The 23,573-nt window shown below is 41.6% G+C and carries 28 protein-coding genes; 8 read left to right on the plus strand and 20 right to left on the minus strand.

Features of this window, described 5'->3' with window-relative positions; translation table 11 throughout:
* Window positions 1-11: 11 nt before the first annotated feature.
* The 4 genes from A5878_RS12250 to adhP form a co-directional block, all read right to left on the minus strand.
* Complete coding sequence (locus A5878_RS12250; protein WP_010749722.1) at window positions 12-437, minus strand: Rrf2 family transcriptional regulator; 426 nt, start codon at window positions 435-437, stop codon at window positions 12-14.
* Between the two features lie 192 nt (window positions 438-629).
* Window positions 630-1,034, minus strand: coding sequence for a VOC family protein (locus tag A5878_RS12255; protein ID WP_005229066.1), 405 nt, complete (start codon window positions 1,032-1,034; stop codon window positions 630-632).
* Between the two features lie 261 nt (window positions 1,035-1,295).
* Entirely contained in the window at window positions 1,296-2,015 is a 720-nt protein-coding gene (locus tag A5878_RS12260) for a DNA-binding response regulator (RefSeq protein WP_171805173.1), read from the minus strand.
* Between the two features lie 100 nt (window positions 2,016-2,115).
* Complete coding sequence (adhP, locus tag A5878_RS12265; protein WP_005229064.1) at window positions 2,116-3,129, minus strand: alcohol dehydrogenase AdhP; 1,014 nt, start codon at window positions 3,127-3,129, stop codon at window positions 2,116-2,118.
* Window positions 3,130-4,440: 1,311 nt separating this feature from the next.
* Here adhP and A5878_RS12275 point away from each other — a divergent pair.
* On the plus strand, window positions 4,441-5,493 hold the full coding sequence (locus A5878_RS12275; protein WP_060792530.1) for a zinc-binding dehydrogenase: 1,053 nt from the start codon (window positions 4,441-4,443) through the stop codon (window positions 5,491-5,493).
* Between the two features lie 229 nt (window positions 5,494-5,722).
* Here A5878_RS12275 and rplS read toward each other — a convergent pair whose 3' ends face one another.
* The 7 genes from rplS to rpsP all read right to left on the minus strand — a co-directional run bounded on the left by rplS (window position 5,723) and on the right by rpsP (window position 9,459).
* Window positions 5,723-6,070: a 50S ribosomal protein L19 gene (gene rplS / locus A5878_RS12280; protein ID WP_002357176.1), complete on the minus strand. Its 348-nt coding sequence runs from the start codon at window positions 6,068-6,070 to the stop codon at window positions 5,723-5,725.
* A 166-nt stretch (window positions 6,071-6,236) separates the two neighbouring features.
* On the minus strand, window positions 6,237-6,983 hold the full coding sequence (trmD, locus tag A5878_RS12285) for a tRNA (guanosine(37)-N1)-methyltransferase TrmD (protein WP_010749727.1): 747 nt from the start codon (window positions 6,981-6,983) through the stop codon (window positions 6,237-6,239).
* Window positions 6,973-7,497: a ribosome maturation factor RimM gene (gene rimM / locus A5878_RS12290; RefSeq protein WP_005228921.1), complete on the minus strand. Its 525-nt coding sequence runs from the start codon at window positions 7,495-7,497 to the stop codon at window positions 6,973-6,975. Before rimM ends, trmD begins: the two co-directional genes overlap by 11 nt.
* A gap of 155 nt (window positions 7,498-7,652) precedes the next feature.
* On the minus strand, window positions 7,653-8,468 hold the full coding sequence (locus tag A5878_RS12295) for a hypothetical protein (protein WP_060792531.1): 816 nt from the start codon (window positions 8,466-8,468) through the stop codon (window positions 7,653-7,655).
* 87 nt (window positions 8,469-8,555) lie between these two features.
* Complete coding sequence (locus tag A5878_RS12300) at window positions 8,556-8,813, minus strand: hypothetical protein (protein ID WP_005228919.1); 258 nt, start codon at window positions 8,811-8,813, stop codon at window positions 8,556-8,558.
* Window positions 8,814-8,926: 113 nt separating this feature from the next.
* On the minus strand, window positions 8,927-9,172 hold the full coding sequence (locus tag A5878_RS12305) for a KH domain-containing protein (RefSeq protein WP_005228918.1): 246 nt from the start codon (window positions 9,170-9,172) through the stop codon (window positions 8,927-8,929).
* Window positions 9,173-9,183: 11 nt separating this feature from the next.
* The gene (rpsP, locus tag A5878_RS12310; RefSeq protein WP_005228917.1) at window positions 9,184-9,459 is read right to left on the minus strand and encodes a 30S ribosomal protein S16; all 276 of its coding nucleotides are present in this window, start codon (window positions 9,457-9,459) and stop codon (window positions 9,184-9,186) included.
* A 254-nt stretch (window positions 9,460-9,713) separates the two neighbouring features.
* Here rpsP and A5878_RS12315 point away from each other — a divergent pair, with 254 nt between their 5' ends.
* Window positions 9,714-10,265 (plus strand): NADPH-dependent FMN reductase, encoded by a 552-nt coding sequence (locus A5878_RS12315; RefSeq protein WP_005228916.1) that lies wholly within the window; start codon window positions 9,714-9,716, stop codon window positions 10,263-10,265.
* Between the two features lie 82 nt (window positions 10,266-10,347).
* Here A5878_RS12315 and A5878_RS12320 read toward each other — a convergent pair whose 3' ends face one another.
* On the minus strand, window positions 10,348-10,881 hold the full coding sequence (locus A5878_RS12320; protein ID WP_060792533.1) for a dihydrofolate reductase family protein: 534 nt from the start codon (window positions 10,879-10,881) through the stop codon (window positions 10,348-10,350).
* A 13-nt stretch (window positions 10,882-10,894) separates the two neighbouring features.
* Entirely contained in the window at window positions 10,895-11,464 is a 570-nt protein-coding gene (locus A5878_RS12325) for a DNA-3-methyladenine glycosylase I (protein ID WP_060792534.1), read from the minus strand.
* 100 nt (window positions 11,465-11,564) lie between these two features.
* Here A5878_RS12325 and A5878_RS12330 point away from each other — a divergent pair, with 100 nt between their 5' ends.
* Genes A5878_RS12330 through A5878_RS12340 form a run of 3 tightly spaced genes read left to right on the plus strand, consistent with a single transcriptional unit; the run spans window position 11,565 to window position 14,002 of the window.
* Window positions 11,565-11,951, plus strand: coding sequence for a GntR family transcriptional regulator (locus A5878_RS12330; RefSeq protein ID WP_005228910.1), 387 nt, complete (start codon window positions 11,565-11,567; stop codon window positions 11,949-11,951).
* On the plus strand, window positions 11,948-12,829 hold the full coding sequence (locus A5878_RS12335) for an ABC transporter ATP-binding protein (RefSeq protein WP_086295643.1): 882 nt from the start codon (window positions 11,948-11,950) through the stop codon (window positions 12,827-12,829). The genes A5878_RS12330 and A5878_RS12335 overlap by 4 nt, the downstream gene beginning before the upstream one ends.
* Before the next feature lie 12 nt (window positions 12,830-12,841).
* Window positions 12,842-14,002, plus strand: coding sequence for an ABC transporter permease (locus A5878_RS12340; protein ID WP_086295644.1), 1,161 nt, complete (start codon window positions 12,842-12,844; stop codon window positions 14,000-14,002).
* Window positions 14,003-14,048: 46 nt separating this feature from the next.
* Here A5878_RS12340 and A5878_RS12345 read toward each other — a convergent pair whose 3' ends face one another.
* From A5878_RS12345 to A5878_RS12360, 4 genes are all read right to left on the minus strand, one after another.
* Window positions 14,049-14,249 carry a CsbD family protein gene (locus tag A5878_RS12345; protein WP_008377398.1) on the minus strand — a complete coding sequence of 67 codons (201 nt, stop codon included), beginning with the start codon at window positions 14,247-14,249 and terminating at the stop codon, window positions 14,049-14,051.
* Between the two features lie 393 nt (window positions 14,250-14,642).
* Window positions 14,643-16,061, minus strand: a complete 1,419-nt coding sequence (gene ffh / locus A5878_RS12350) for a signal recognition particle protein (RefSeq protein WP_005228902.1) — start codon at window positions 16,059-16,061, stop codon at window positions 14,643-14,645.
* A 14-nt stretch (window positions 16,062-16,075) separates the two neighbouring features.
* Complete coding sequence (locus A5878_RS12355; RefSeq protein ID WP_005228897.1) at window positions 16,076-16,414, minus strand: putative DNA-binding protein; 339 nt, start codon at window positions 16,412-16,414, stop codon at window positions 16,076-16,078.
* Window positions 16,404-16,877 (minus strand): DUF523 domain-containing protein, encoded by a 474-nt coding sequence (locus A5878_RS12360; RefSeq protein ID WP_016608717.1) that lies wholly within the window; start codon window positions 16,875-16,877, stop codon window positions 16,404-16,406. Before A5878_RS12360 ends, A5878_RS12355 begins: the two co-directional genes overlap by 11 nt.
* A 150-nt stretch (window positions 16,878-17,027) precedes the next feature.
* Between A5878_RS12360 and A5878_RS12365 the strand changes: the two genes are divergently transcribed.
* Both A5878_RS12365 and pnpS read left to right on the plus strand, forming a co-directional pair.
* Entirely contained in the window at window positions 17,028-17,735 is a 708-nt protein-coding gene (locus A5878_RS12365; protein WP_010749737.1) for a response regulator transcription factor, read from the plus strand.
* Window positions 17,732-19,468: a two-component system histidine kinase PnpS gene (gene pnpS / locus A5878_RS12370; protein WP_060792537.1), complete on the plus strand. Its 1,737-nt coding sequence runs from the start codon at window positions 17,732-17,734 to the stop codon at window positions 19,466-19,468. Before A5878_RS12365 ends, pnpS begins: the two co-directional genes overlap by 4 nt.
* 147 nt (window positions 19,469-19,615) lie before the next feature.
* On the opposite strand, the gene A5878_RS12375 is transcribed toward pnpS, so the two are convergent.
* Complete coding sequence (locus A5878_RS12375) at window positions 19,616-20,524, minus strand: phosphate ABC transporter substrate-binding protein PstS family protein (protein WP_060792538.1); 909 nt, start codon at window positions 20,522-20,524, stop codon at window positions 19,616-19,618.
* 195 nt (window positions 20,525-20,719) lie between these two features.
* Window positions 20,720-21,889, minus strand: coding sequence for a pyridoxal phosphate-dependent aminotransferase (locus tag A5878_RS12380; protein WP_060792539.1), 1,170 nt, complete (start codon window positions 21,887-21,889; stop codon window positions 20,720-20,722).
* Between the two features lie 178 nt (window positions 21,890-22,067).
* On the opposite strand from A5878_RS12380, the gene A5878_RS12385 reads away from it, so the two are divergent.
* On the plus strand, window positions 22,068-22,787 hold the full coding sequence (locus A5878_RS12385) for a DUF2087 domain-containing protein (RefSeq protein ID WP_010749741.1): 720 nt from the start codon (window positions 22,068-22,070) through the stop codon (window positions 22,785-22,787).
* Between the two features lie 163 nt (window positions 22,788-22,950).
* Here the strand turns inward: A5878_RS12385 and A5878_RS12390 are convergent, their stop codons facing one another.
* Window positions 22,951-23,478, minus strand: coding sequence for a hypothetical protein (locus tag A5878_RS12390; protein ID WP_010749742.1), 528 nt, complete (start codon window positions 23,476-23,478; stop codon window positions 22,951-22,953).
* Window positions 23,479-23,573 lie beyond the last annotated feature (95 nt).

Genomic DNA, 23,573 nt, shown 5'->3' on the forward strand with positions numbered 1-23,573 from the left:
ATGTGACACTTTTAATGATTGGCTTCTACTTGAATGCCGTCAATGATGGATTGTAGCGAGATAGCGCTCATTTCCTGCTCAATTTTCTTTTGCAGCACATCGTAAGTTTCCTCTAATACCGTTTGGATATTCCCCCCAATCAAGCAATTGGGATTGGTCTTTTTGTCCGCATGTAAAAGATGCTGATCTTTTTCAACACTCGCATAGATGTCCAACAAAGAAATCTCATTTGGTTCCTTCGTTAGTTTAGGGTTTGGTTTTCCTCTTTGGCTTTCGATCAATCCGGCAATACGCAGATCACTCATAATCCGGCGAACATAAGCAGGATTCGTTTCAACACTCTGGGCGATCCGATCACTTGATAGATCAGTTCCTTTAAAGAGGTGGATGTAAGCGAGGATGTGAATGGCGTCGCTGTATTTCGTTGAATATTTCACTTCGTCTCCACTCCTTTTTCTTGTATCATACCTCTTTTTTCAGATTTAGACAAAGGGTACTGACCAATCTTACAAAACTCGAGGATCCCATCAAGAAAAAGCAGCCCTCAAAAAGTTAGCACAAAAGCCTAACTTCTTGAGGGAACTGCATACTGAACCATTTTTTTCCTTTTTATTTAAACGAGCACTTTGCTAATAGCCCTTCATCCAAGCAGACTCAATCTGATTGCCGTCAGGATCAACGATTTCATAACCGACCATCATGTCCTCTGGAATCCCCATATCAACTTGGAACGACTGTCCACCATTTTCTTCAGCGATTTTTGCAAAATTCTTTGCTTCTTCTGGTGTGTCAAAACTAAACGCGATCAATGCGCCACTCGTCTTCTTTGTATCTGCAATACTTCTACCATTTAGAAATTGTTGGTAAAACGCATGTTCTAACAGCATTAACCAAATCGATTCACTCCAAACCATTCCACTGCTGGTCTCGTTTGAGAACTCTTCATTTTTTACAAACCCCAGCGCTTCATAAAAGGATGTTGCACGTTTGATATCAGTGACAGGCAAGTTAATAAACACCATTTTGTTCGCCATTTTCTTGCTCCCTTTCTTTGGTAAGCTGCACTGCTGAATCCGTTCTCATTATAGCACCTATCGGTTCATTCACAAAAACATCAGTCTTTGTCCTCTGCTGCTAGTCTGAATAACTTGATCCAAAATTTTTTTCAAGTAAAAAAAGGCCTTGCACACATAGGCCTTTTAGCTTTTCTCATCTATGAAAAAGTAACTTGATAAGCATTAGCAAAGAATCATGTTTTCGCTAATACAATCAGCCCAAACTACTTTATTTAATACTCAAAGCTCAAGTCTTGAGTCGATCACGGTTACTTTCCCACGATAAATTTTTCGATACTCTTTGGGCGTATAAGAAGTTGCTTTTTTAAATTTCTTACTAAAATAATTTGGATCATTGAATCCTACTCTAACAGAAATTTCACTGATTGATCGATCACTTGTTGAGAGTTCTTTTTTGGCAACTTCAATACGATAAATCATCAAGTACAATGAAAAGGTCATTCCTAATGTATTCTTGATCAAACGGCTGGTGTGATACCGACTTAAATGCAGGTGATCTGCTAAAGTGTCTAACGTAATATGTTCTCTATAATTTTCATGAATATAGCGCAATATCTTATGTCTTAAAGAAAGCGAAGGAGAAGCTTCATTGTTTTTCTCGACGTGCAGCAAGGAAATCTGATTGATGGATTGAATCCCTCGGTCCAATGCATAAACAAAATCATTGGTGATCGGTTCGACCAAATAATCGATCAAGTCGTAACGCAACGCTTTTTGAGCGATAGCAAAACTTTCTACTGCAGAATACAAAATTGCTTTTGCATTCGGATAAAAAGAAAGCAACTCTTTGTATAATTCAAAACAGTCCTCTTCGCCATCCGCATTGATCACTGCAATCTCAACCATCTGCTCAAGACAGGTACGCTGAAGTGCTTTTTTCGAATCAACCATTGGAAGCAAGATGACATTTGGGAAATGACGATCAATCAAACGAACCATCTCGCTAACTGCTCTTCGCTCTTCGCTGTCAATGATCAATAAATTACACACGAAATTTTCTCCTTCGCTAAAAATTCATAGTCGGTTTCTCTATTTTCGTTTATTTTTCTTGAAAATCAATGACCATCCGTCCTTTGATTTTTCCTGAAAGCATTTCATCAAAAATATCGTTGATCTCTTCTAACTGACGCATGACTACTTTAGGAACGACTTTCCCTTCCGCTGCAAATTGGAAAGCTTCTGCTAAATCAGTTCGTGTTCCAACAAGGGAACCGACAATCTTAATCCCATCCAATACAAGTCGAGGAATGTTCAAGTCCATGCTTTCTGGTGGGAGACCGACCGCTACAATCGTACCGCCCGCACGAACAGCATCAACAGCAGAATTGAAGGCTGCTTTTGAAACAGCTGTTACTACAGCTGCATGTGCGCCGCCGGTTGCTTCTTGAATGATTTTTGCCGCATCTTCTTTCGCAGGATTGATTACAAGATCAGCGCCATGATCTTTTGCGAAGTCCAACTGTTTGTCGTTGATATCGATTCCAATCACTTTTGCATTAAAGACATTTTTAGCATATTGTAAGGCTAGGTTTCCTAGTCCCCCTAAACCATAGATGGCGATCCATTGACCTGGTTTAATGTCAGAAACTTTTACCGCTTTATATGTGGTTACACCTGCACAAGTAATGCTGCTGGCTTCAGCAGAACCTAAATCCTCTGGAACTTTCACTGCATAGTCAGCTACAACGATACATTCTTCAGCCATACCACCATCTACAGAATAGCCGGCATTTCTAACCGAACGGCATAATGATTCATTCCCGTTCACACAATATTCGCATGATCCACAGCTTTCATACAACCAAGCGACACTTGCACGGTCACCGATTGCTAGAGAAGTAACATCATCACCGATTGCAACCACTTTACCGATTCCCTCGTGTCCGAGTACGATCCCAGATGCATCTCCAAAGTCGCCATCTTTTACATGCAAGTCAGTATGGCAGACACCGCAACACTCCATTTTCAGTAATGCTTCATTCGGACGAAGCGCTCTTAATTCTTTTTCCTCGATTTTTACAACCTTATCTTTTGATACTACAGCTGCTTTCACAAAGACACCTCTTTCAATTCGATTAAATAAAGAACTTCCTTTTATTTGTGAAGTAGTTAACTAACGCATAGAGGTCAGCAATAGCTAGATAAAAGAAAGTTCTCTATCGAGAAGATTACCATAGAAATCATCAAAAAAAGGGGAATTTATTGCTTTTTTTCTGTAATCATTTATTAGAAAACAATAATGAAATCATTCAAAATTTTTTCTTTATTTCCAGATTACATAAAATTAAAAAGTAAAAAGATAGAGATAATTCATCTCTATAAATAACAATCGTTTCAATAAAAAACACCAAGACGATCTGATAGAAGACTGTAGGATGATTTGTACTCACTGTTCTTCTATTCTTCTATTTTTATCCCTTCGATGACTTGCGATTTATTTTCTTTCAGGCGCTGAATGTCCTATTGGTATTTAGCAAGATATCCCTCGTCAATGTTTTTCTGAAAATTTCCATTCCCTTCTTCTCCTTTTCTACTCACAAAAGCAACTAGTGCACAAAGGCGGTCGATCAAACAATCGACAATCTGTACTCTGTCATTATTGGACAGCCGATAAGTATCCACAAAAAGTTTCAATCGATGGCATTGTGTTTCACTCAGACGACTGTTCCCATCAAAATACAAGGGTACCCAGCGGTACGCAGCATAAGAAACATCCCGTAACCTGCTTCATGGCCTTACTGTGTCAAAATCAAAAAGCCCAAAAGGCTCCCCAACTACGATCGGCACATAATACGGAAAAACATAGTAATCAATCAGCAACTACCTAATCACTCAAAATGAACTTCTATAGCCTAAATGTGTAGTGAACGTTTAATTAAAATCTCCGTTTATTGCCTCTTTGCCTTTTTTATAAAAAACTGCTGATCAGTAACAGTTGTTGAGAGGGAAATAAACTTGAATCTGAAGAAAGTATTCTGTCTTCGCAAAACTTTAGACGATCATTTCATGGTATCCTCTGCTAGATAAGCTAAAATCATTTATGAAAAAAGTTACTCTGACGTACATGTAATTTTTGTTGCGCCAAATGAAGCATTGAGGGAAGTTGGATAGAAGTTTCAGAAACGGCAGGCGGTTTGAATGACAAACCGTCTCCAGGCGTCATTTGCGCATGCTCCACTTAAAACATCGTAAGAAACGGCTAACGAATAGAAATAATTATTTTTGTTAGCACTACGTTTGCTCTTGAAGGAAAACCTGAATGGAATTTTTTAGAGAACGTCATTTCTTGATGTGTCTTTTTCTTGACCTAAAGTTAACTTCAGCATTTATACTAACAATACTAACTTAAGAAAGAAGGATTTATATGAGAGCAGCAATTTTTGAAAAAGCAGGATTAGTTAAAGTGGAAGAAGTAAAAAAGCCAACTTTGCAAGCAGCCGATGATGTTATTATTAAAGTTGTCCGAGCATGTGTTTGCGGTTCTGATCTTTGGTCGTATGCCCATGGCGATAGTAAAGAACCTCATTCAGTTAATGATGGTCATGAGGCATTAGGCATCGTTGAAGAAATCGGTCCAGACATTACGACTGTGAAACCTGGAGATTTTGTCATCGTCCCCTTCACCCATGGTTGTGGTGAATGTGATGCTTGCCGTGCCGGCTTTGATGGCACATGCGACCGTCATCAAGGTACAAAGAATTGGTCTAACGGTTTCCAATCTGAGTATATCAACTTCCATTACGGCAACTGGGCCCTTGTAAAAGTTCCAGGTCAGCCAGCTGATTATACGGAAGGTATGATCAAGTCTCTTTTAACTTTGGCAGATGTTATGCCCACAGGATATCATGCGGCACGTTGTGCACATGTAGAAAAAGGGGATAAAGTCGTCGTGATTGGCGATGGTGCCGTAGGACAATGTGCTGTCATCGCGGCAAAAATGCGTGGGGCTTCCCAAATTATTTTAATGAGCCGTCATAAAGATCGACAAGAAATGGCTCTTCAATCAGGTGCTACAGCTGTTGTGGCTGAGCGTGGTGAAGAGGGAATCGCGAAGGTACGCGAGATCCTTGGCGGAGGCGCGGATGCCGCTCTTGAATGTGTTGGTACAGAAGCTGCCATTACACAAGCCCTTGGTGTATTGCATAATGGTGGTCGTGTAGGTTATGTCGGCGTCCCTCACTATGACGATCGACCAATCGGTTCCACTTTTGCTCAAAACATTTCCATTGCGGGAGGATCTGCATCGGTCACAACATATGATAAGGAAATCCTGTTAAAAGCGGTGCTTGATGGTACTATCAATCCAGGCCGCGTTTTCACCCAAACCTATGATTTAGATGATATCAACCAAGCCTATGCCGATATGCAGGAACGAAAAACGATCAAATCTATGGTTGTTGTTTCAAGGGATGAATAGACAAAGCTAATTAAAAAACGCTCGTCCGAACAATGGACAGCCTCTCGATAGACAAAGTACTATAACCAGTACTTTGTCTTTTTATCTATGAAGAAAGAAAACACTGTAACAGCCTCCCCTTTTTCCACAATTAATCAATTCTAGAACTTTAAAATGATAGAACATAACGCCGAACAAAAGAAAAAAGCCCTTGAAATCAAGGGCTTTTGCTTCATCTGATAATAAATGATTAACGACGAATTTCTTTGATACGAGCTGCTTTTCCGTGTAATGCACGCAAGTAGTACAATTTTGCACGACGTACTTTACCGTAACGAACAACTTCGATTTGTGCAACACGTGGTGTGTGCAATGGGAAGGTACGTTCAACACCTACACCGTTTGATACTTTACGAACTGTATAAGTTTCGCTGATACCAGCACCGCGGCGTTTGATGACAACACCTTCAAATAACTGGATACGTTCGCGAGTTCCTTCGACAACTTTCGCGTGAACGCGAACAGTGTCCCCAGGACGGAAAGCTGGGATGTCAGTACGTAATTGTTCTTGAGTTAGTTCTTGAATCAATGGATTCATGTTTATCATTCTCCTTATTCCCAAACATTCTTAAAGCATGAAAGCTCCAGCGGAACATCGTAATAGTTGAGTTTACACTCACTGAAATATCTTACCACAGTCGACCATAGGCTGTAAAGAGAATTTTCTTGTCATGGCGCAGAATATCAAAAAAACTGGCACTATTTTAGTTGCCAGTCTTCGCTTCGTCTTCAATTTCTTTTAAAAGCTTCTGCATTTCAGCGGTCAGCGGATAAGTTTCCAGCATATCTGGACGTCGCTGATACGTTCGGCGCAAGGATTCTTTTAATTGCCACTGCTCGATCAATTTATGATTGCCATTCATCAAAACTTCCGGCACTTTCATGCCTTTGAACTCTGCTGGGCGTGTATATTGCGGATGCTCTAATAAACCAGTGGAATGAGAATCAGTTTGTGCGGAGGTTTGATTGCCCAAAACTTCTGGTAATAGCCTGACCGTCGCATCGATCATAACCATTGCCCCCAATTCGCCGCCAGTCAAGACGTAATCGCCCAGTGACACTTCATCAGTGACCAATGAACGGATTCGTTCATCATAGCCTTCATAGTGACCGCAAATAAAAACAAGGTGCTCTTCGGTAGAGAATTCTTCCGCCATCTTTTGATCAAAGGGTTTTCCCGCTGGGTCTAATAGGATCACCCGCTTTTTCGTTTCTGGTGTCGCTTCTTCGATCGCTTTGATATTGTCATAGACAGGTTGGACTTTTAATAACATTCCTGCTCCACCACCATAAGGATAGTCATCCACTGTTTGATGCTTGTTGTCAGAATAATCACGGAAATTAGAGACATTGATTTCTAACAATCCCTTTTCCCGTGCTTTGCCGATGATCGACTCTCCTAGAGGACCTTCGAACATTCGTGGAAATAGTGTCAATACATCAATTCTCATCGTCTAACAACCCCTCTGGGATTTCCACAGTGACCTGACCATTTTCAAGATCGATCGTGTGGACAACCGACTCGATATAAGGAATCAAGGCATCCTTCTTCCCTTTTCGTTGAACGACCCAAACATCATTGGCGCCTGGTGAAAGGATCTCTTTGACTTTGCCAATGACTGTACCATCTTCTTCGACGACTTCCAGACCAATAATTTCATGGTAGTAAAACTCATTTTCTGCTAGATCCACCAAATCATCCTTGGTAACTTTTAAAATGCCGTTACGAAACGGTTCAACGTCGTTGATGTTAGGATAGCCCTCAAACGTTAACAAATCAAAATTTTTATGTTTGCGATGACCTGAAACAATCAATGGTAATGGCTCTTTATTTTCACGAAAAAGTGTCAATTCAGCCCCTTTACGGTAGCGTTCTTCTGGAAAATCCGTTTGCGATATCACTCGTACTTCTCCACGGATCCCATGTGTATTGACGATTTTCCCTACGTTTAAATATTCTGTCACGTTCGTTCCCCATTTCTTCTAACTTCTGTTCTATTTTAGCATAGCAAAGTAGCGAATTCTAGCCGTTTCCTAGCACCCCCTGTTTTCCTCAAAATCATCGCGCGAAAAACGCCCCTTCGACGCTTGATCAAAGGGGCAATGTCCTAATCTGAAACTTATTGATTCATTGAAACGGCCATTTCCAATGCTGAACGTGCATCTTGATGTTGCACCGTTCGAAGCATCTTTTCTTGTTGCCAGACCACGGTAGTTGCTGTATGGTCATTTTTTCCCACATCGATAGTGATTTGACCGACCTCAGGTGCTGGAAGCATGGCTTCTTCTAGATACGCTACCACTTCTTTGGCAACCGGCACAGGATCTTGTTCCTCTTGGTTGACTGCTCGAACAGTCAATGACCAATTTCCTTCTTGCCAACTTAAATAACTGGAGCCAGCAGCTCCTTGCATATGCCCAGTAATCCCATATCCGAGATCAACGGCTTGTCCGCCATCATCCGCTGTTACATTGACCGCTGCAGCCGCTGATTGATACTCTTTTGATTGAAAAGCAGCAAGCGGTGTTTCTTCGTTCAACGCCTTGTCATTGAGAGACAATTGCTGATCAAGTCCATAATAAAGAATCGAGGCATCGGATTGACTGCCAGCTGTGGCAGCATTCAACACTTTACCCGAAGCAAGCGGAACGTCCTTTGGCAAGGCAAGATCAGGGAATACCGCTTGTATTTGGCTATAGATGTCTGTGGTGCTACTCGTATTTGAAGAATCCTCAGAAACCGCCTGACTAGTCGATGCAGTTGATTGACTGGTTTCTGACTGACTACTTTTTTGTGTTTGGGTACTTTCCACCATAGTCGTTGCTGTTGTTTCAGCTGTACTGGCTTGACTGGTTTCTTGGTCTTTTTGATTAGTACAGCCAGCCAAGGTTCCGATCGCTAGCAGCGTAACAAATAATCCTAGTTCTTTTTTCATGATGTTCCCCTCCTTATACAAAGGGTACCCCTCAATAAAAAAAATGACAAACAAGTCAGATTGTCTGTCATTTTTTTTGTCGATTTTTTAAAGATTAGTGACCCAATTTTGCAGTGATTGGAAGCCGTCCTTGATCCATTGCCAAACTTGATTGGCGATCGTCGATAGGTCGCCCCAACGAAAGTTTTGTGTCCATTGGTTCAATTGCGTCATGATCTCCTCACGATAGACCCAAATTAAAAAGAGCAACAACAAGATCCCTAGCGTTCGCCAAAGAAAAGAACCGATTTTATAAATAAAGACGAGAATCAAAAGAACGACGATCCATGCGATTAGTTGAGACATACAAGCACCTCCTCATTTTTGATTATCTCAAAACCATCCTTTTTTGTCCTCCATCTTAAGCATGAATTTTACAAAAAAAGCATTTCTCTTTGAGAAATGCTTTACACTCTTGCTTATTTACCATCAATGATATTCAAACGAACTTTTTTCGGTCCATTTGTCCGTACACTGTAAACGATCGTTCGAATTGCTTTGGCAACCCGACCTTGTTTACCGATGATACGGCCAATATCTTCTGGTGCCACAGTAAGATTATATTCCAAGAAATCATCTGACTCTACCAGCTCAAGCTTGATATCCTCAGGTTTGGTAACAAGTGGTGAAACGATCGTTAAGACTAATTCTTGCAAATCTTTCATCCAAAGTCACCTTATTTCTTAGTGAATTTTGCTTCGTGGTGTTTTTTCATAACGCCTTCTTTAGAAAGGATGTTACGAACTGTATCTGAAGGTTGCGCACCTTTAGATAACCAATCAAGAACTAGATCTTCTTTGATTGTTACTTCAGCTGGGTCTAGTAAAGGATTGTAAGTACCAACTGTTTCGATGAAACGTCCGTCACGAGGAGAACGTGAATCTGCTACGACGATACGGTAAAAAGGTTTCTTTTTAGAACCCATGCGTTTTAAACGAATTTTTACTGCCATTATTTACACCTCCATTGATTTAATCACAAGAGCTAGTTTAACAGGTTTTTCTGATGGTGTAAAGAGTTTTTTCTTTACAGCTGAAAAAAGTTTTTCTTTCCTGTTTTTTCGGCATGGTTATCTTTTGCCAGAATGAATCTGGACGCGTATCATAAATACTAGAGAAACCTTTTTAAGGTCAAATCGTTTTATTTGCACCATCCACTTACTTTTGGTAAGCTAAATGAGTAGAAAACAACAAGGAGGAATTTTACATGACAAAAAAAATCGGTTTTATCGTCGGCAGCTTGCGGGAAGGTTCTTACAATAAACTCGTAGCGAAAAAATTCGCATCACTATTACCAGAAGGTTTTGAAGCATCTTTCATCGAGATCGGCAACTTGCCTTTTTACAATGAAGATTTGGAAGTTGAAGGAAAAGTTCCTGCTGAATGGACAGCATTTCGTGAAGCATTAAGCGCCGTTGATGGTGTCTTCTTCTTTACACCAGAATACAACCGCTCTGTTCCTGCAGCCTTGAAAAATGCTTTAGATGTTGGTTCTCGTCCTTACGGTGCGAGCAGTTGGGGTGGCAAACCAGCCTTAGTCGTCAGCGTTTCTCCAGGAGCGATCGCCGGCTTTGGTGCAAACCATCACCTACGTCAATCATTAGTCTTTTTGGATATGCCTACTCTGCAACAACCAGAAGCCTATATCGGTGGAATCACCAACTTGATCGATGAAAACAATGAGATCAACCCAGATACAGTGAGCTTCTTCGAAACGATCCTTGCAAAATATATTGAATTCTTTCAACGATTCAACTAATCCATGAATCTGTATCAAAAGACCAAGGAACTCAGCGTTGAGTTTCTTGGTCTTTTTTGCGTAGAAAAATAGTTTGTATTTTTTACTTGCTTACTTGCTCAGCTTTTCGAACATAATGAAGTTCTGTCAGTTCCCCCATCTGTTTTGTTTCAACAAACGTCAAGCGCCTCGCATAATCCCCTGCTTCAAACAATCGTTTGCCGTCTCCTAAAAGAACCGGCGCAATTTGAATAAACCATTCATCAATCAGATCCGCTTCTAGTAAGGGTTTTAATAGGGAACCCCCACCCACTACCCATACGTTTTTCTCTTGTTTCAATGCTGAAACAAATGCCACTGGATCCGATTCCACTAGGATTGCATCCGGCAACGGTTCTTTTTGTGTACGGGAAAAAACATAATTTGTCGTTTCGGGATACAACAGTCCTCCATCCATAAGTTTTTTTGCTTCTTGATAGGTCTTTCTCCCCATCACTGTCGCATCGATGGTTGCAAAAAATGCTTCATAAGTCGTGGCGACACCGGTATCAGTTTGAAACAGCCAGTCCAGTTGATCCTTCAGACCTGCTAAATAGCCATCGAGGCTGATCGCACCATAGAATATCACTTTTCCCATTATGCTCGCTCCTTTATTCTTTGTTTGCTGCTGATGTTCGACAAACACAAGTGACTAAATGATCGTTGACCATGCCGACAGCTTCCATAAAGGCGTAAATAATGGTCGTTCCGACAAATTTAAACCCTCGCTTTTTCAAATCTTTCGCTAGCTGATCAGAGATTTCCGAATGGGTCGGTACATCGGATTGCTGCTGAAATTCATTAATGATTGGCTGATGATCGACATATCGCCACAAGAATGCGGAGAAACTGCCGTATTCTTGCTGGATTTTTAAAACTTCTTGGGCATTGATGATCGCTGCTTCAATCTTTCGTCGATTGCGAATGATTCCGGGATTCATCATCAGTTCTTCCACTTTTTCTTCCGTATAGTTCGCTACTTTTATGATATTAAACTGATCGTATGCTGCATCGAAATTCGTCATCTTGTTTAAAATCGTTTGCCAGCTCAATCCTGCTTGATTCATATCTAACACCAGTTTTCGAAACAACTGCTGATCCTCGTATTCAGGTTTCCCCCAGATTGTATCATGATACTCCTGCATTGCTGGTGTACTGTTGGCCCACTCACATCGTTCCATTGTCCTCATCAGCTCCTTTTTGCTTATTTTATCATAAAAGACTTTACTTCCACTAGTGTACTACGTATACTAGTACACATAAATGAAAGGAGCTGATTTTGTGGTTCGTATTAACAAAGCCAGCAGCAAACCTTACTATGAGCAATTGGTTTTAAGTATCAAAGAAGATATTCTGAACGGTGTTCTAACCGCCGGAGATCAAGTGCCTTCGGTTCGTGAAATGGCCAAGCACCTGTTGATGAATCCAAATACCGTCAGCAAAGCCTACAAAGTATTGGAAAATGAGCAAGTGCTTGTCACCATCAAAGGAAAAGGCACCTTTGTGAAAGTTACTGAGGATCTGCCACGCGATGAGATTCGGATCTTACAAGTGAAAGAACGTTTGAAAGAATTGGTGATCGAAGCACGCCATTTACAGATCAGCATGCGTGAGCTGAGCGATTGGATGAATGGCTTTGAACAAGAGTTAGGAGGCGATCCACAGTGAAGATCGAACATGTGACCAAGAAAATGGAACAAACAACTATCTTAGAAAACGTGAACTTCTCTTTGGAAAAAGGAGAACTCGTAGGATTGATCGGCCGCAATGGTTCTGGGAAAACCACGTTGTTTCGGACGGTCGCTGGACATTATTTACTAGATGATGGCGAGATTTCAATCGATAACCAACGCCTGGATCAGCACCCGGAATTAAAAGAACAGCTTTTTTATATCGATGAAAAAGAAAACTTTCTGGCTGCCTACTCGTTAAAAAAAATCAATCAATTTTATCGGCTTGCTTATCCGAATTTTGATCAAAATCTTTATTTAGAATTGATGCAAAGCCATGGTCTGCCGCTAACGCTTTCTTACCGGCGAATGTCAAAAGGAATGCAAGGTCTTTATAAGATGATTCTAGCGATCGCTTCAAATGCGACGTTCTTACTGTTAGACGAACCTTTTGATGGGCTTGATGTGATCGTCCGTAAAAAAGTGATCGGACTATTGCTGGAAAGCCTCAGTGAGTCGAATCGTACCGCATTGATCGCTTCCCATAATCTAAATGAATTAGAGCATATTATTGATCGTGCCTTGTTGATCAAAGGGAAAACGATTGAAGGAGACTACCGTTTGGAAACGATTCGCGAACAATCTCGCAAACTCCAACTTGTCTTTCGCAGCAAACAGATTCCTCCCCTTATCAAGCAGCGCACCAAGCTGATTCAAAAACAAGGACGGGTTCTGACCGCTTTGTTTGACAATTACACAGAGGAGCTGGCGGCTGAGATCCAGCAACTTGATCCTTTGGTTTTCGAAGAATTGCCATTGACCTTGGAAGATCTGTTTGAAGCAAATTTACGACAAGAGGCATTAGTGGAAGGATAGAGGTGGAAAACGATGTTAAGCAATATATTTAAAGAACGCTACGGCAAGCTGCTGATCGGCTTTTGTTTTGTCTTACTCTTAATGTACCTTGGTGATGGCTGTCAATCACAAAAAGCCTGGCATCAGCAAGAACGCTATTTGACATCTGAAGAATTTATCAAAGATTTCAACGAAAATCGAGAGTACTATGTCAAAAGCTACAAGGGTGAAACCCCGGTTTACTTTGATTCGGCAACAGAGTACCGCGATGCGGTATTGACGATCAGCAATGAGTCCCCTGATGAGATTTATTACAATCGCCCTTATATGACCACCATGAATCAATTTGTGATTGTCTTCCTGTTTATTTGGGGCTTCTTGTCCTTTTTTGTCGATGGCCGCACCAATTTCAATCGCTTTTTATTTGCTTTACCCTTTAGCAGAAAGCACGTCTTTCACAAGAAACTGCTTTTTATCGGCTTACCCTTGACCGCTTGTTTAGTCTTGGGTCTGTTAGGTCATATCCTGATCGAATACACGATGATCCCAGCTCGCTATCTCGCTGTGCCGCTTCAAGACGTGCTGCTTTCTGCCCTTAGTACCTTGGCAACGAATCTGCTAGTATTTGCTGCAGGTCTCTTGTTAGGCGTTTTGCTGGGGAATCTGTTTACTGGCATGCTCTCGGTCTTCTTCACTATTTCTCTAGGATCAATGGGGTATAGCTTTTTCCAATGTACCCGCGAGTTTTTTAGTTTTGTGTTTCTTAGTCATGGGGATTTTCTGATTCCTTTTCAAACGTGGATCGATTGGCCGCAAGGATATGTCTACCCTTGGTGGCTGCTGCTCCTTTACCTCGGCTTGAGCGGCTTGCTGATTCTTGCTGCCGAAAAAGTGTTCTCGAAAATCTCTTTAGAAAATGACGGTGATTATTTAACGATCCCTAAATTGCGCGCACCAGTTTATTGGCTGCTTTCTTTGGGAACCTGGTTCTATTTATCCATGATTTCTTATTACCCACTAGAAATTTTTTACCGTAATCTCTATGAGGGGTATGATGTCAGTCTCTGGAACATCGCTCTTCGGCTCGGTTTATTACTGGTTGCCTGCTTATTCATCAGTTTGCTGCTTGTCTATCCTAAAGCGCTGATGAATTGGTGGTACAAACGAAAAAACAAACAAATCAGTGGAATATAAAAAAGCATCCCTGCAACATGTTCTTGTTGCAGGGATGCTTTTAAGTTTAATGTTTAGGTTTGTCGTCGTCTTTTTTGTCAAAGAAGTCATTTACTTTACGAGAAACATCATCCGCAAAATCTTCAACCTTATCTTTGGCTTTCCCATATTTATTTTGGGTTTTGCCTTTTAATTCTTCGGAGTCATCTCCTGTAAGTTTCCCTTTTGTTTCGGTTACTTTTCCTTCAATGCGATCTTTGTTTGTCATCGTAAAAAACTCCTTTCATACTTGCTATAAATTAATAGTAGCACCATTTAACAAAAAGCACGAATGTTCTGCTTCTATCCTATTATTAGAGTTGTCCGCAACGATAGTTGATCGCTATTTTTGACTCTTGGACGATTTGAGATATTCGGTAGAAAGCTGGCTTTCTCTATAAAAAAGGATGTTCTCTAGATGTTTTATTTGATGTTCTTTGAAGGAGTTCATTTAAAGAGGACGCTGTGAGCATAAAAAAACATGACCTGAAGAAGGCAATCTGAGGAGCTGCAGTTGCTAGAATCAGCAGGTACAGCTTCTCGATTTGGTGCCTTTTCAGATCATGTTTTTTAATTACACAAAGATAAGGTTCAGTTCTCAGTTCCTATCAGTGTTAAACGATTATTTGCGTTTTTTCTTTTTCTTCTTTTGTTTCTTGACCATGCGGTTCATGGCCATTTTTCCAAGTTTCCCTTTGACCCCACCGCCAAACATTTGATCCATGCCAGGAATGTTCATATTCCCTTTACTCATTTGCTGCATCATTTTGCGAGATTCTTTGAATTGTTTGATCATACGGTTGACTTCGACGACACTGTTTCCAGAACCAGCAGCAATACGGCGGCGACGGCTTGGATTCAACAAATCAGGATTTTCCCGTTCAGCTGGTGTCATAGAATAAACCATGGCTTTCTGACGGGCAATTTGTTTTGGATCAACTTTGACGTTCTCGATGCCAGGCATTTGGCTCATTCCCGGAATCATTTTCAAAAGATCTTCAATTGGGCCCATGCCCATGACTTGATCGATCTGTTCAACAAAGTCATTGAAGTCGAAGGAGTTTTCCTTCATTTTTTGAGCAAGTTCTTCTGCTTTTTTCTCGTCGTAATCTTGCTGTGCTTTTTCGATCAAAGTCAGCATATCACCCATACCGAGAATCCGACTAGACATCCGATCTGGATGGAATACTTCAAGGTCAGTCAATTTTTCACCGGTACCAGTGAACTTGATTGGAGCGCCCGTAACTTGACGAATCGACAATGCCGCCCCGCCACGAGTATCGCCATCTAGCTTGGTGATGACTACCCCTGTGATCCCCAGTTGTTGATTGAAGCTTTCCGCCACGTTGACAGCATCTTGTCCTGTCATCGCATCCACTACCAGTAAAATTTCATTTGGCTGTGCCAAGTCCTTGATTTGTTTTAGCTCTTCCATCAAGTTTTCGTCGATATGCAAACGACCCGCCGTATCGATCAAAACGTAGTCATTTTTCTTTTCCCGAGCCAAAGCCAATCCTTGGCGGACGATTTCAACTGGACTGACATCAGTTCCCATATCAAAAACAGGTACATCCAATTGTTGCCCTAATACTTTCAACTGGTCGATCGCAGCTGGTCGGTACACGTCACCAGCGATCATTAATGGACGTGCGTTTTCGGTTTTGATCAAATGGTTGGCTAATTTCCCAGCAAAGGTGGTTTTCCCTGCCCCTTGCAAACCAGCCATCATGATGATCGTTGGGATCTTCGGTGATTTTTCGATCCCAACTGTTTCTGATCCTAATGTTTTGGTTAATTCTTCATCAACGATCTTAACGATTTGTTGCGCTGGAGATAGGCTTTCTAATACTTCTACCCCCACTGCCCGTTCACGGACATTTTTGGTAAACTCTTTTACAACTTGTAGATTGACGTCGGCTTCTAATAAAGCTAGACGAATCTCACGCATCATTTCTTTTACATCTGCTTCAGATACTTTTCCTTTTCTGCGCAGTTTGCTCATTGCCTGCTGGAGGCGTTCAGTTAAACTTTCAAATGCCATTTTTTTTCATTCCTTTATTCTTCAATTTCTTGGAGCTGTTGAATAAACCCCTGTAAGGTTTCGTCTTTTGGATAGTGGGTTTTCGTATACTCGCTTAGCTGGTCCAGCAAGTCTTCCCGCATGATATAATCCGAAAACATATGTAGTTTTTTTTCATAGTCTTCTAAAATACGTTCGGTGCGTTTGATGTTGTCATAGACTGCTTGACGGCTAACTTGATACTCTTCAGCGATTTCTCCTAGAGAAAAATCATCTGCGTAATACAATTCCATGTAATTCATCTGTTTTTCCGTCAATAACGTGGAATAAAACTCAAACAACGCATTCATGCGATTGGTCTTTTCAATTTCCATTTGCTTCCTCCTGTTTTGCAAGCCATTCGACATCGGACAAAACAGTCATGCCTTGTTGTCGAAAATAGGCACAAGCGACACCGACCCCTGTTTTTTTGATTCCAGAAAAATTGCCATCATAAATCGTCTGACTGCCACAAGAGGGACTTTTCTCTTTTAAGATCAGTTGGGTGATGCCTTGCTCTTGTAATTTTTGATAAGCAATTTTCGCGCCTTTAGTAAATTGTTCCGTCACGTCTTCTCCTGAAATGGTGACGACCTTCGCTCGTTGCGCCCAAACATCCACCCCATCGCCACCGACGATTTCGGCCGGTTCGCGTGGAATCGGCAAGCCGCCAAGAACTTCTGGACAGACCATCATTGCTTGACCCGCACGAACAAGTTCGATCAATTGTGGTACTGCTTGATGTTTTCCATCGTAGCGGCAAAGGGCACCGCCTAGACACGCACTGATTCCAATCATTTAGCACCCTCAGCTTTCCTATGAAATCGTCCTTTATTATAGCATTTATTTAGTGGTTGCAATAGTACCAATTGTCTATTCATGCTAAAATAGGACTTGTTCGTTGAAATTTAATCGTTTCTTGAAAAAAAGAAACGAAAGGAGTCTATCATGAAAAAAATACTCGTTGTCGATGATGAACCTTCAATCGTCACACTTTTAACCTTTAATTTAGAAAAAGAGGGCTACCAAGTCGTTTCCGCCTCAGATGGTCAAAAAGCCTTCGACTTGGCGTTGTCAAAACCTTTTGACTTTATCATCTTGGATGTCATGCTGCCGAATTTGGACGGTATCGAAATCACAAAGAAATTACGTCAAGAAAAAATCGAGACACCGATCCTCGTCTTGACCGCAAAAGATGATCCGATCGACCGGATCTTGGGCTTAGAGATCGGGGCTGACGACTACTTGACGAAACCCTTCAGCCCTCGAGAAGTATTGGCTCGAATGAAGGCCATCTTCCGTCGCTTAGAACCTCGTCAACAAGCACGAGAAGAAGATCAACCTGCAGAAATCTTGCAAATCGGCGGAATTCAAGCCGATCTGACCAATTTCCAGGTCAGTGTGAATGGGGAGAAAATCTTCCTGACACCGAAAGAGTTCGAGCTGCTGGTTTACTTTATGAAACGTAAAGGCCGCGTGATCGATCGCGATACCTTACTCAATCGTATTTGGAATTTTGACTTTGATGGACAAAGTCGCATCGTGGATGTTCACATCAGTCATTTAAGAGAAAAATTGGAAGCTGATCCCAAGCGTCCAGAATACTTGGTGACCGTTCGAGGATTTGGGTATAAATTTCAGGAGCCGACCCAATGAAAAAACGCTATGGCTATGGTTTATGGTCAATCGGTCTATTGCTGATTTTTTTCCTGTGTTGGCAAGTTCTAAGCAGTTTTTACCGTCAGCAAGTCATCGCCCAGCAAGTGGATTTTCTGCAAGAGAAAGCCGCTGTGTTTTTGAATCTCTCAGATAACCAAACCGCAGCGCTCGAACAATTTGCCGATGCCTATGTTCAAGACAGCAATAGCCGCATCACTTTGTTAGATGATCAAGGCCAAATCATTTTCGATACTTATGATCATACCCTCCATGAAAACCGCTCCGATCGTCCAGAGGTTCAAGCCGTTTTGCGCGGAAGCGCCGTTGGTCAATCGTTGCGGGAAAGCGACACCTTGCATGAAGAATTGCTTTATGTGGCGATTCCTGTCAAAGAAGATGGAAACTTAACTCAAATCTTGCGGATCGCAGAACCGACTGCTGCTTTTTTTACGAAAAACCAAGGAATCAAGCAATCGATCTTGATTGTCTATCTTGTCTTTTGTTTCTTGATCAGCCTGCTGATTTTTCACACGCTGCGTCAGCGGAATCGTCCAATCCAAACGATTCTGCCCGTCGTAAAAAAAATGATCACCTCGCCCGATCAACAAGCAATCATTATGCAAGAAACCCCTGAACATGACGAGTTGTATCAACTGATCAATCAGCTGAGCGAACAAATGAGCCAGACCTACCGGGCCTATGCGGCATCTGAACAACAGTTGTATGGACTGCTCAGTGAACTGATGATCGGTGTCTTTATCATTAATGAAGAAAATCAACTGCTGCTGTTGAATCCGACGATGCAAGAACAGTTGGGGATGGAAACTGCGCCAACCTTGCCGCAGCCCTTCACTGAAGTGATTCATGACACACAACTGATCCAATTGATCTATCAATTTAACGACGAGACCCCTATTTTCCATGCGGAAACCACCCTTAGCGGGGAACGTTCAAAAGTCTTGGATGTTACCTTGCGAAGCTTCCAAGAAAACCAGTTGATTGGTATTTCTTATGACTTGACGCGCATTCGACAATTAGAAAAAATGCAAAAAGATTTTGTCGGCAATGTTTCCCATGAATTAAAAACGCCGGTAACTTCCTTGATTGGGTTTACCGAAACACTGCTGGACGGCGCCAAAGAAGACCCAGAAACGTTGCAGACCTTTTTAGAGATCATTCAAAAAGATGCTTATCGCTTGAAAAATCTAATACAAGATATCATCCAACTGTCTCAAGACAGTGATTCTTTCCAGTATGTCGACCAACCGATCAACTTTTCTGAGCTGCTGCAACAAGTCGTTCAAACCTATGGTCCCGCAGCTGCTAAGAAGCAATTGACCTTTCAATTTGAAGGACCCGAACACTTCATTTTATCTACCAAAAAAGAGCTGCTGCAGCCCATCGTAAAAAATCTGGTAGAAAATGCTGTCACCTATTCAAAACCTGGTGGGGTCATCACATTATCCTATTCAGAGCAAGACGGCCAGCTGCTATTTCAAGTGCAGGATCAAGGCATCGGCATCGATGAAGAAGATCAAGAACGGATTTTTGAGCGGTTTTATCGGGTGGACAAAGCCCGCGCTCGCAATTCTGGCGGCACTGGACTTGGGCTGGCTATCGTTAAAGACTATACCAAATTATTAGATGGCAGCATCAAGGTTGACAGTTTCCCCAAAATTGGTTCTACCTTTACGGTGACTTTGCCACTTCATGAAAAAGATGAATATTGATAAAAAACAGCCGATAACAGGTGAATAATTGTTATCGGCTGTTTTTGTAGTTGTTTTTCATTACCAAATGAAGCACCAGCCAATACCATCTTCTTGATGCTTTAAACACAAAAAAAGAAGGAGCATTCTCCTTCTTCGGTCATTTCACTATTCAACATTCGTTACTTCGCCGTCTACACTGCGTTCTACTTTCATATCAGTGATTGGCAAGTAACCTAATTCGATAACGATTCCTTGTTGGACATCGTCTGTCATGATGTAATCAAGAAAGGCTTTGACGTTTGCATCTGGCTCGCCGTTCGTGTACATATGCTCGTAAGACCAGATTGGCCATTTGTTATCTGCAATATTTTCAGGAGTCGCTTCTACCCCATCAAGAGACAGCGCTTGGATCGAATCGTCCAAATAGGATAAAGCAAGGTAGCTGATTGCTCCTGGTGTTTCAGCAACGATTTTACGGACTGTTCCAGAAGAATCTTGCTCTTGTGTTTGGATCGTCTCTGCACCATCTAAGCCCCATTTTTCAAAGGTCGCTCTCGTACCACTGCCTGATGCGCGGTTGATTACAGAGATTTCTTGATCTGCTCCGCCTAGTTCAGACCAATTCTTCACTTTGCCTGTAAAGATATCGATCAATTCTTGTTGGCTAAGGTCCGTAACGCCTGCGTCTTTATTTACCACTGGTGCCATACCAACTACGGCTACTTTATGGTCAACTAATTTGCTGGCATCCACACCATCTTTTTCATCCGCAAACACATCGGAATTGCCGATCGTCACCGCGCCTGCTTCTACTTGACTTAAGCCAGTTCCGCTACCGCCACCTTGAACCGTAATTGTATAATTGGGATTGTCTGCTGAGAAGCTTTCACCTGCTGCTTCAACTAATGGTTGCAATGCCGTTGAGCCCACAGCTAAAATTTCTACATTTTCATTTGATGCGGCACCTGATGAAGATCCGCCTGATGCTTGACTGCTCTCAGTGCTTGCGCCACCGCTCCCACAGCCAGCTAATAATAATCCAGTTGCAAAAAATAAAAGTCCCAATTTTTTCATTTAGTAAATCTCCTTTCGTTATATGCTTAGTTTAGCAAGGCGGTGTAAACCCTTGATGGATTTCATGTAAAGAATCGATAAAGTGATGTAAATCTTTTGTAAAGTTCGTCGATTGCCTAAAAAAGCCCCCGCTGCATCCATCAGAGGGGGCTTACTTTATCTAACCACTTATGAACTAAAGAAACGTTTGTAGAATCAATTGCTTTGCATATAGCGTGTCAAGCGATCCATCGCTTCCACCAAGTTTTCCATACTTGCCGCATAGCTTAAACGAACATAGCCTTCTGCTTCGGGACCAAAGGCGATCCCTGGAATGATTGCTAATTGATTCTTTTCGGCTAAGTCGACACAAAAAGCCATGGAATCTTGGTTGAAACCTGCTGGTATTTTGGCAAAAATGTAGAATGCACCAGATGGCTTCGCCATTTCAAAACCAAGGGCAGTCATCTTTTCAAACAAGTAATCTCTGCGTTCACGGTAATCGGCTTTCATGACTTCTGCATCGTTGATGCCTTCGATCAATGCCCGCACTGCGGCTTTTTGAGAAATCGTTGATGCCGCGGTCACTAAGTATTGGTGGACCTTAATGATCTGAGCAGTCAACGCTGCTGGTGCAAAAATGAAGCCGACGCGCCAACCAGTCATCGCGTGTGATTTCGACAAGCCGTTGATTACAATCGTTTGATCCCGCAAGTATTCAGCAATGGATACGTGGGTTTCATCATAAGTCAACTCACTATAAATTTCATCGCTAATAACAAAAACGGGGTATTTTTCTAAAACTTCTGCCAATGCTTTGACTTGTTCTCGGGTATAAACGACCCCTGTTGGATTGCTAGGATAATTTAAAATGACTGCCTTGACTTGCTCCCCATGTTCTTTTAAGGCTGCTTCCAAAACTTCTGGCGCTAAAACAAACTCATTATCCGTCGTATCAAGATAAATCGGTTTGGCATGAGCTAAATGGATGACTGGTTCATAGCCTGGATAAATTGGTGCTGGTAGAATCACTTTATCACCAGGTTCTAACGTGGCTAATAAAGAAGCTGAGATTGCTTCCGTTGCACCGATCGTCACTAATACTTCTGATTGAAAGTCGTAATCAAGCTGATATTTATTTTTCAAAAAGAGACTGGCTGCTTGCCGAACATCTGCTAAGCCTGCCATTCCAGAATAGTGGCTGAAATTTTGTTCGATTGCTTGGACACCCGATTTTTTCACGTGCTCCGGTGTGTTGAAATCCGGCTCGCCTAACGTTAACTTTAAAATATCAGGAATTGAAGAAACCCGTTCATCAAATTTACGAATCAATGAAACAGCTATATTGTACACTTCGTGATTGAAGCGTTGGCTTACGTCTGCCATAGTATCACTCCTTTGAATTAAGCAAATTCATTCGCTATTGTTGTTAATCCTAACACAAAAAGGCGACGATTTTAAGCAACGGATGAAATTAATCTAATAACGATAAATTCGTTTGTCTATTTACAAACAAGTTCAACTTATGTTAGTATATATATAAACAATAAAAGGAGAACCCAAAATGAAACCTTATCAAGAGTTTACCATTTCTGATTATCAGCAAGGATATGTCGCAACACCAACGGATTATTGTTGCGTCTTTTGTCAGGAGACCTTCGACAAAGAAGAAATCTATCCCGTTGATGGCGCCTTTTTTACAGCAAAAAAACGAATGATGCAGCATATCACTGAGCATCACGGAACCGTTTTATCCGCATTGTTGGCTTTACCCAAAGAACAAACAGGCCTATCAGAAAGCCAACAGGAGATTTTACAACTGTTTGCCCAAGATGTTAGCGATACTGTGATTGCCCAGCGCTTAGGTATCTCTTCTTCGACCGTCAGGAATCATCGCTTTAAACTAAAAGAAAAACAGCGACAAGCGACTGTTTTTTTAAGTATCATGTCCTTGTTGCAAGATACCCCGTTGCTGCCGCCTCACAAAGGGGCGACGATGCTTGATGATCGCTATGCCATTACGGCTAGTGAAAGAGAAAAGATCATTGCTACTTATTTTGATGAAACGGGGTTTATCAAACAGTTTCCCAGCAAAGAAAAGCGCAAGATCGTTGTCTTGAGTGTACTGGCACAAAAATTTGATCCGAAGAAAAATTATTCAGAAGCTGCCGTAAACGATGTATTAAAGCAAGCGATCACCGATTACGTCACTGTCCGACGTTATTTGATCGAATACGGATTTATGCAACGGACGAAAGACGGGAAAACTTACTGGCTGACTTAAAACCTAGTCTGTAACTGGCTGGAACTTTTGTTGGTTGGATGAGCAATATCTTTCACAGTTTTAAAAAAATTAACAAGCTCCAGTATTTTATAGAAAAAAAGACAAAGTACGAACACATCCGTACTTTGTCTACCGTCTGAAACGCTGGGACAAGTTCCAGCGTTTATTTTTCTTTTAGAAAGATTTTTTTGATGATCAATTTATCAAATAATTGCGTTTGATTGTCTTGTTCTCCAATGACTTCAGCGGTCACCGATTTACCATCTTGTTTTTTACGTAGCTGGTAAACGATCTTGCCTGTTTCTTTCAATTCGTTCACCATGTCAACGACACCGCCAAAACCAGTTTTACGAGTGATGAACCCTAACGCCACCATTCGCTCATCTAAATTTTTTGCCGAGATGCTCGCACCGGTGATCAGCGCTTGCCGCATGATTTGTAAGAATTCCTCTAGCCCTGCCACTGGCGGCTGTTCGGGTTCTTCTTCCATCATCGGTCGCTGACGCAAATAATCTAATTCCTGCAATAACGTTTCATACTGTTCTTGTGTCAACATGACCCCCGCCACTTTTTCACGATTGAATACATATACTGCTGTTCCTGCTTCTCGCGCTTGATTAAATACATCCATCGGAGATTTTTTTACTTCAGTAATTGAAGTAGTGGGAACATCCAATTTCTTCAGTTCCATAATCAACGTCCTCCTTGTCTCAACGAACACATTATAGCATAAATCCAGAAGCAGATTATAGAGGTATTTCACTGCTCCTAGGAAAAGAAACAAAA

Source organism: Enterococcus sp. 3G6_DIV0642, assembly GCF_002140635.1.
Classification (GTDB): Bacteria; Bacillota; Bacilli; order Lactobacillales; family Enterococcaceae; genus Enterococcus_D; species Enterococcus_D casseliflavus.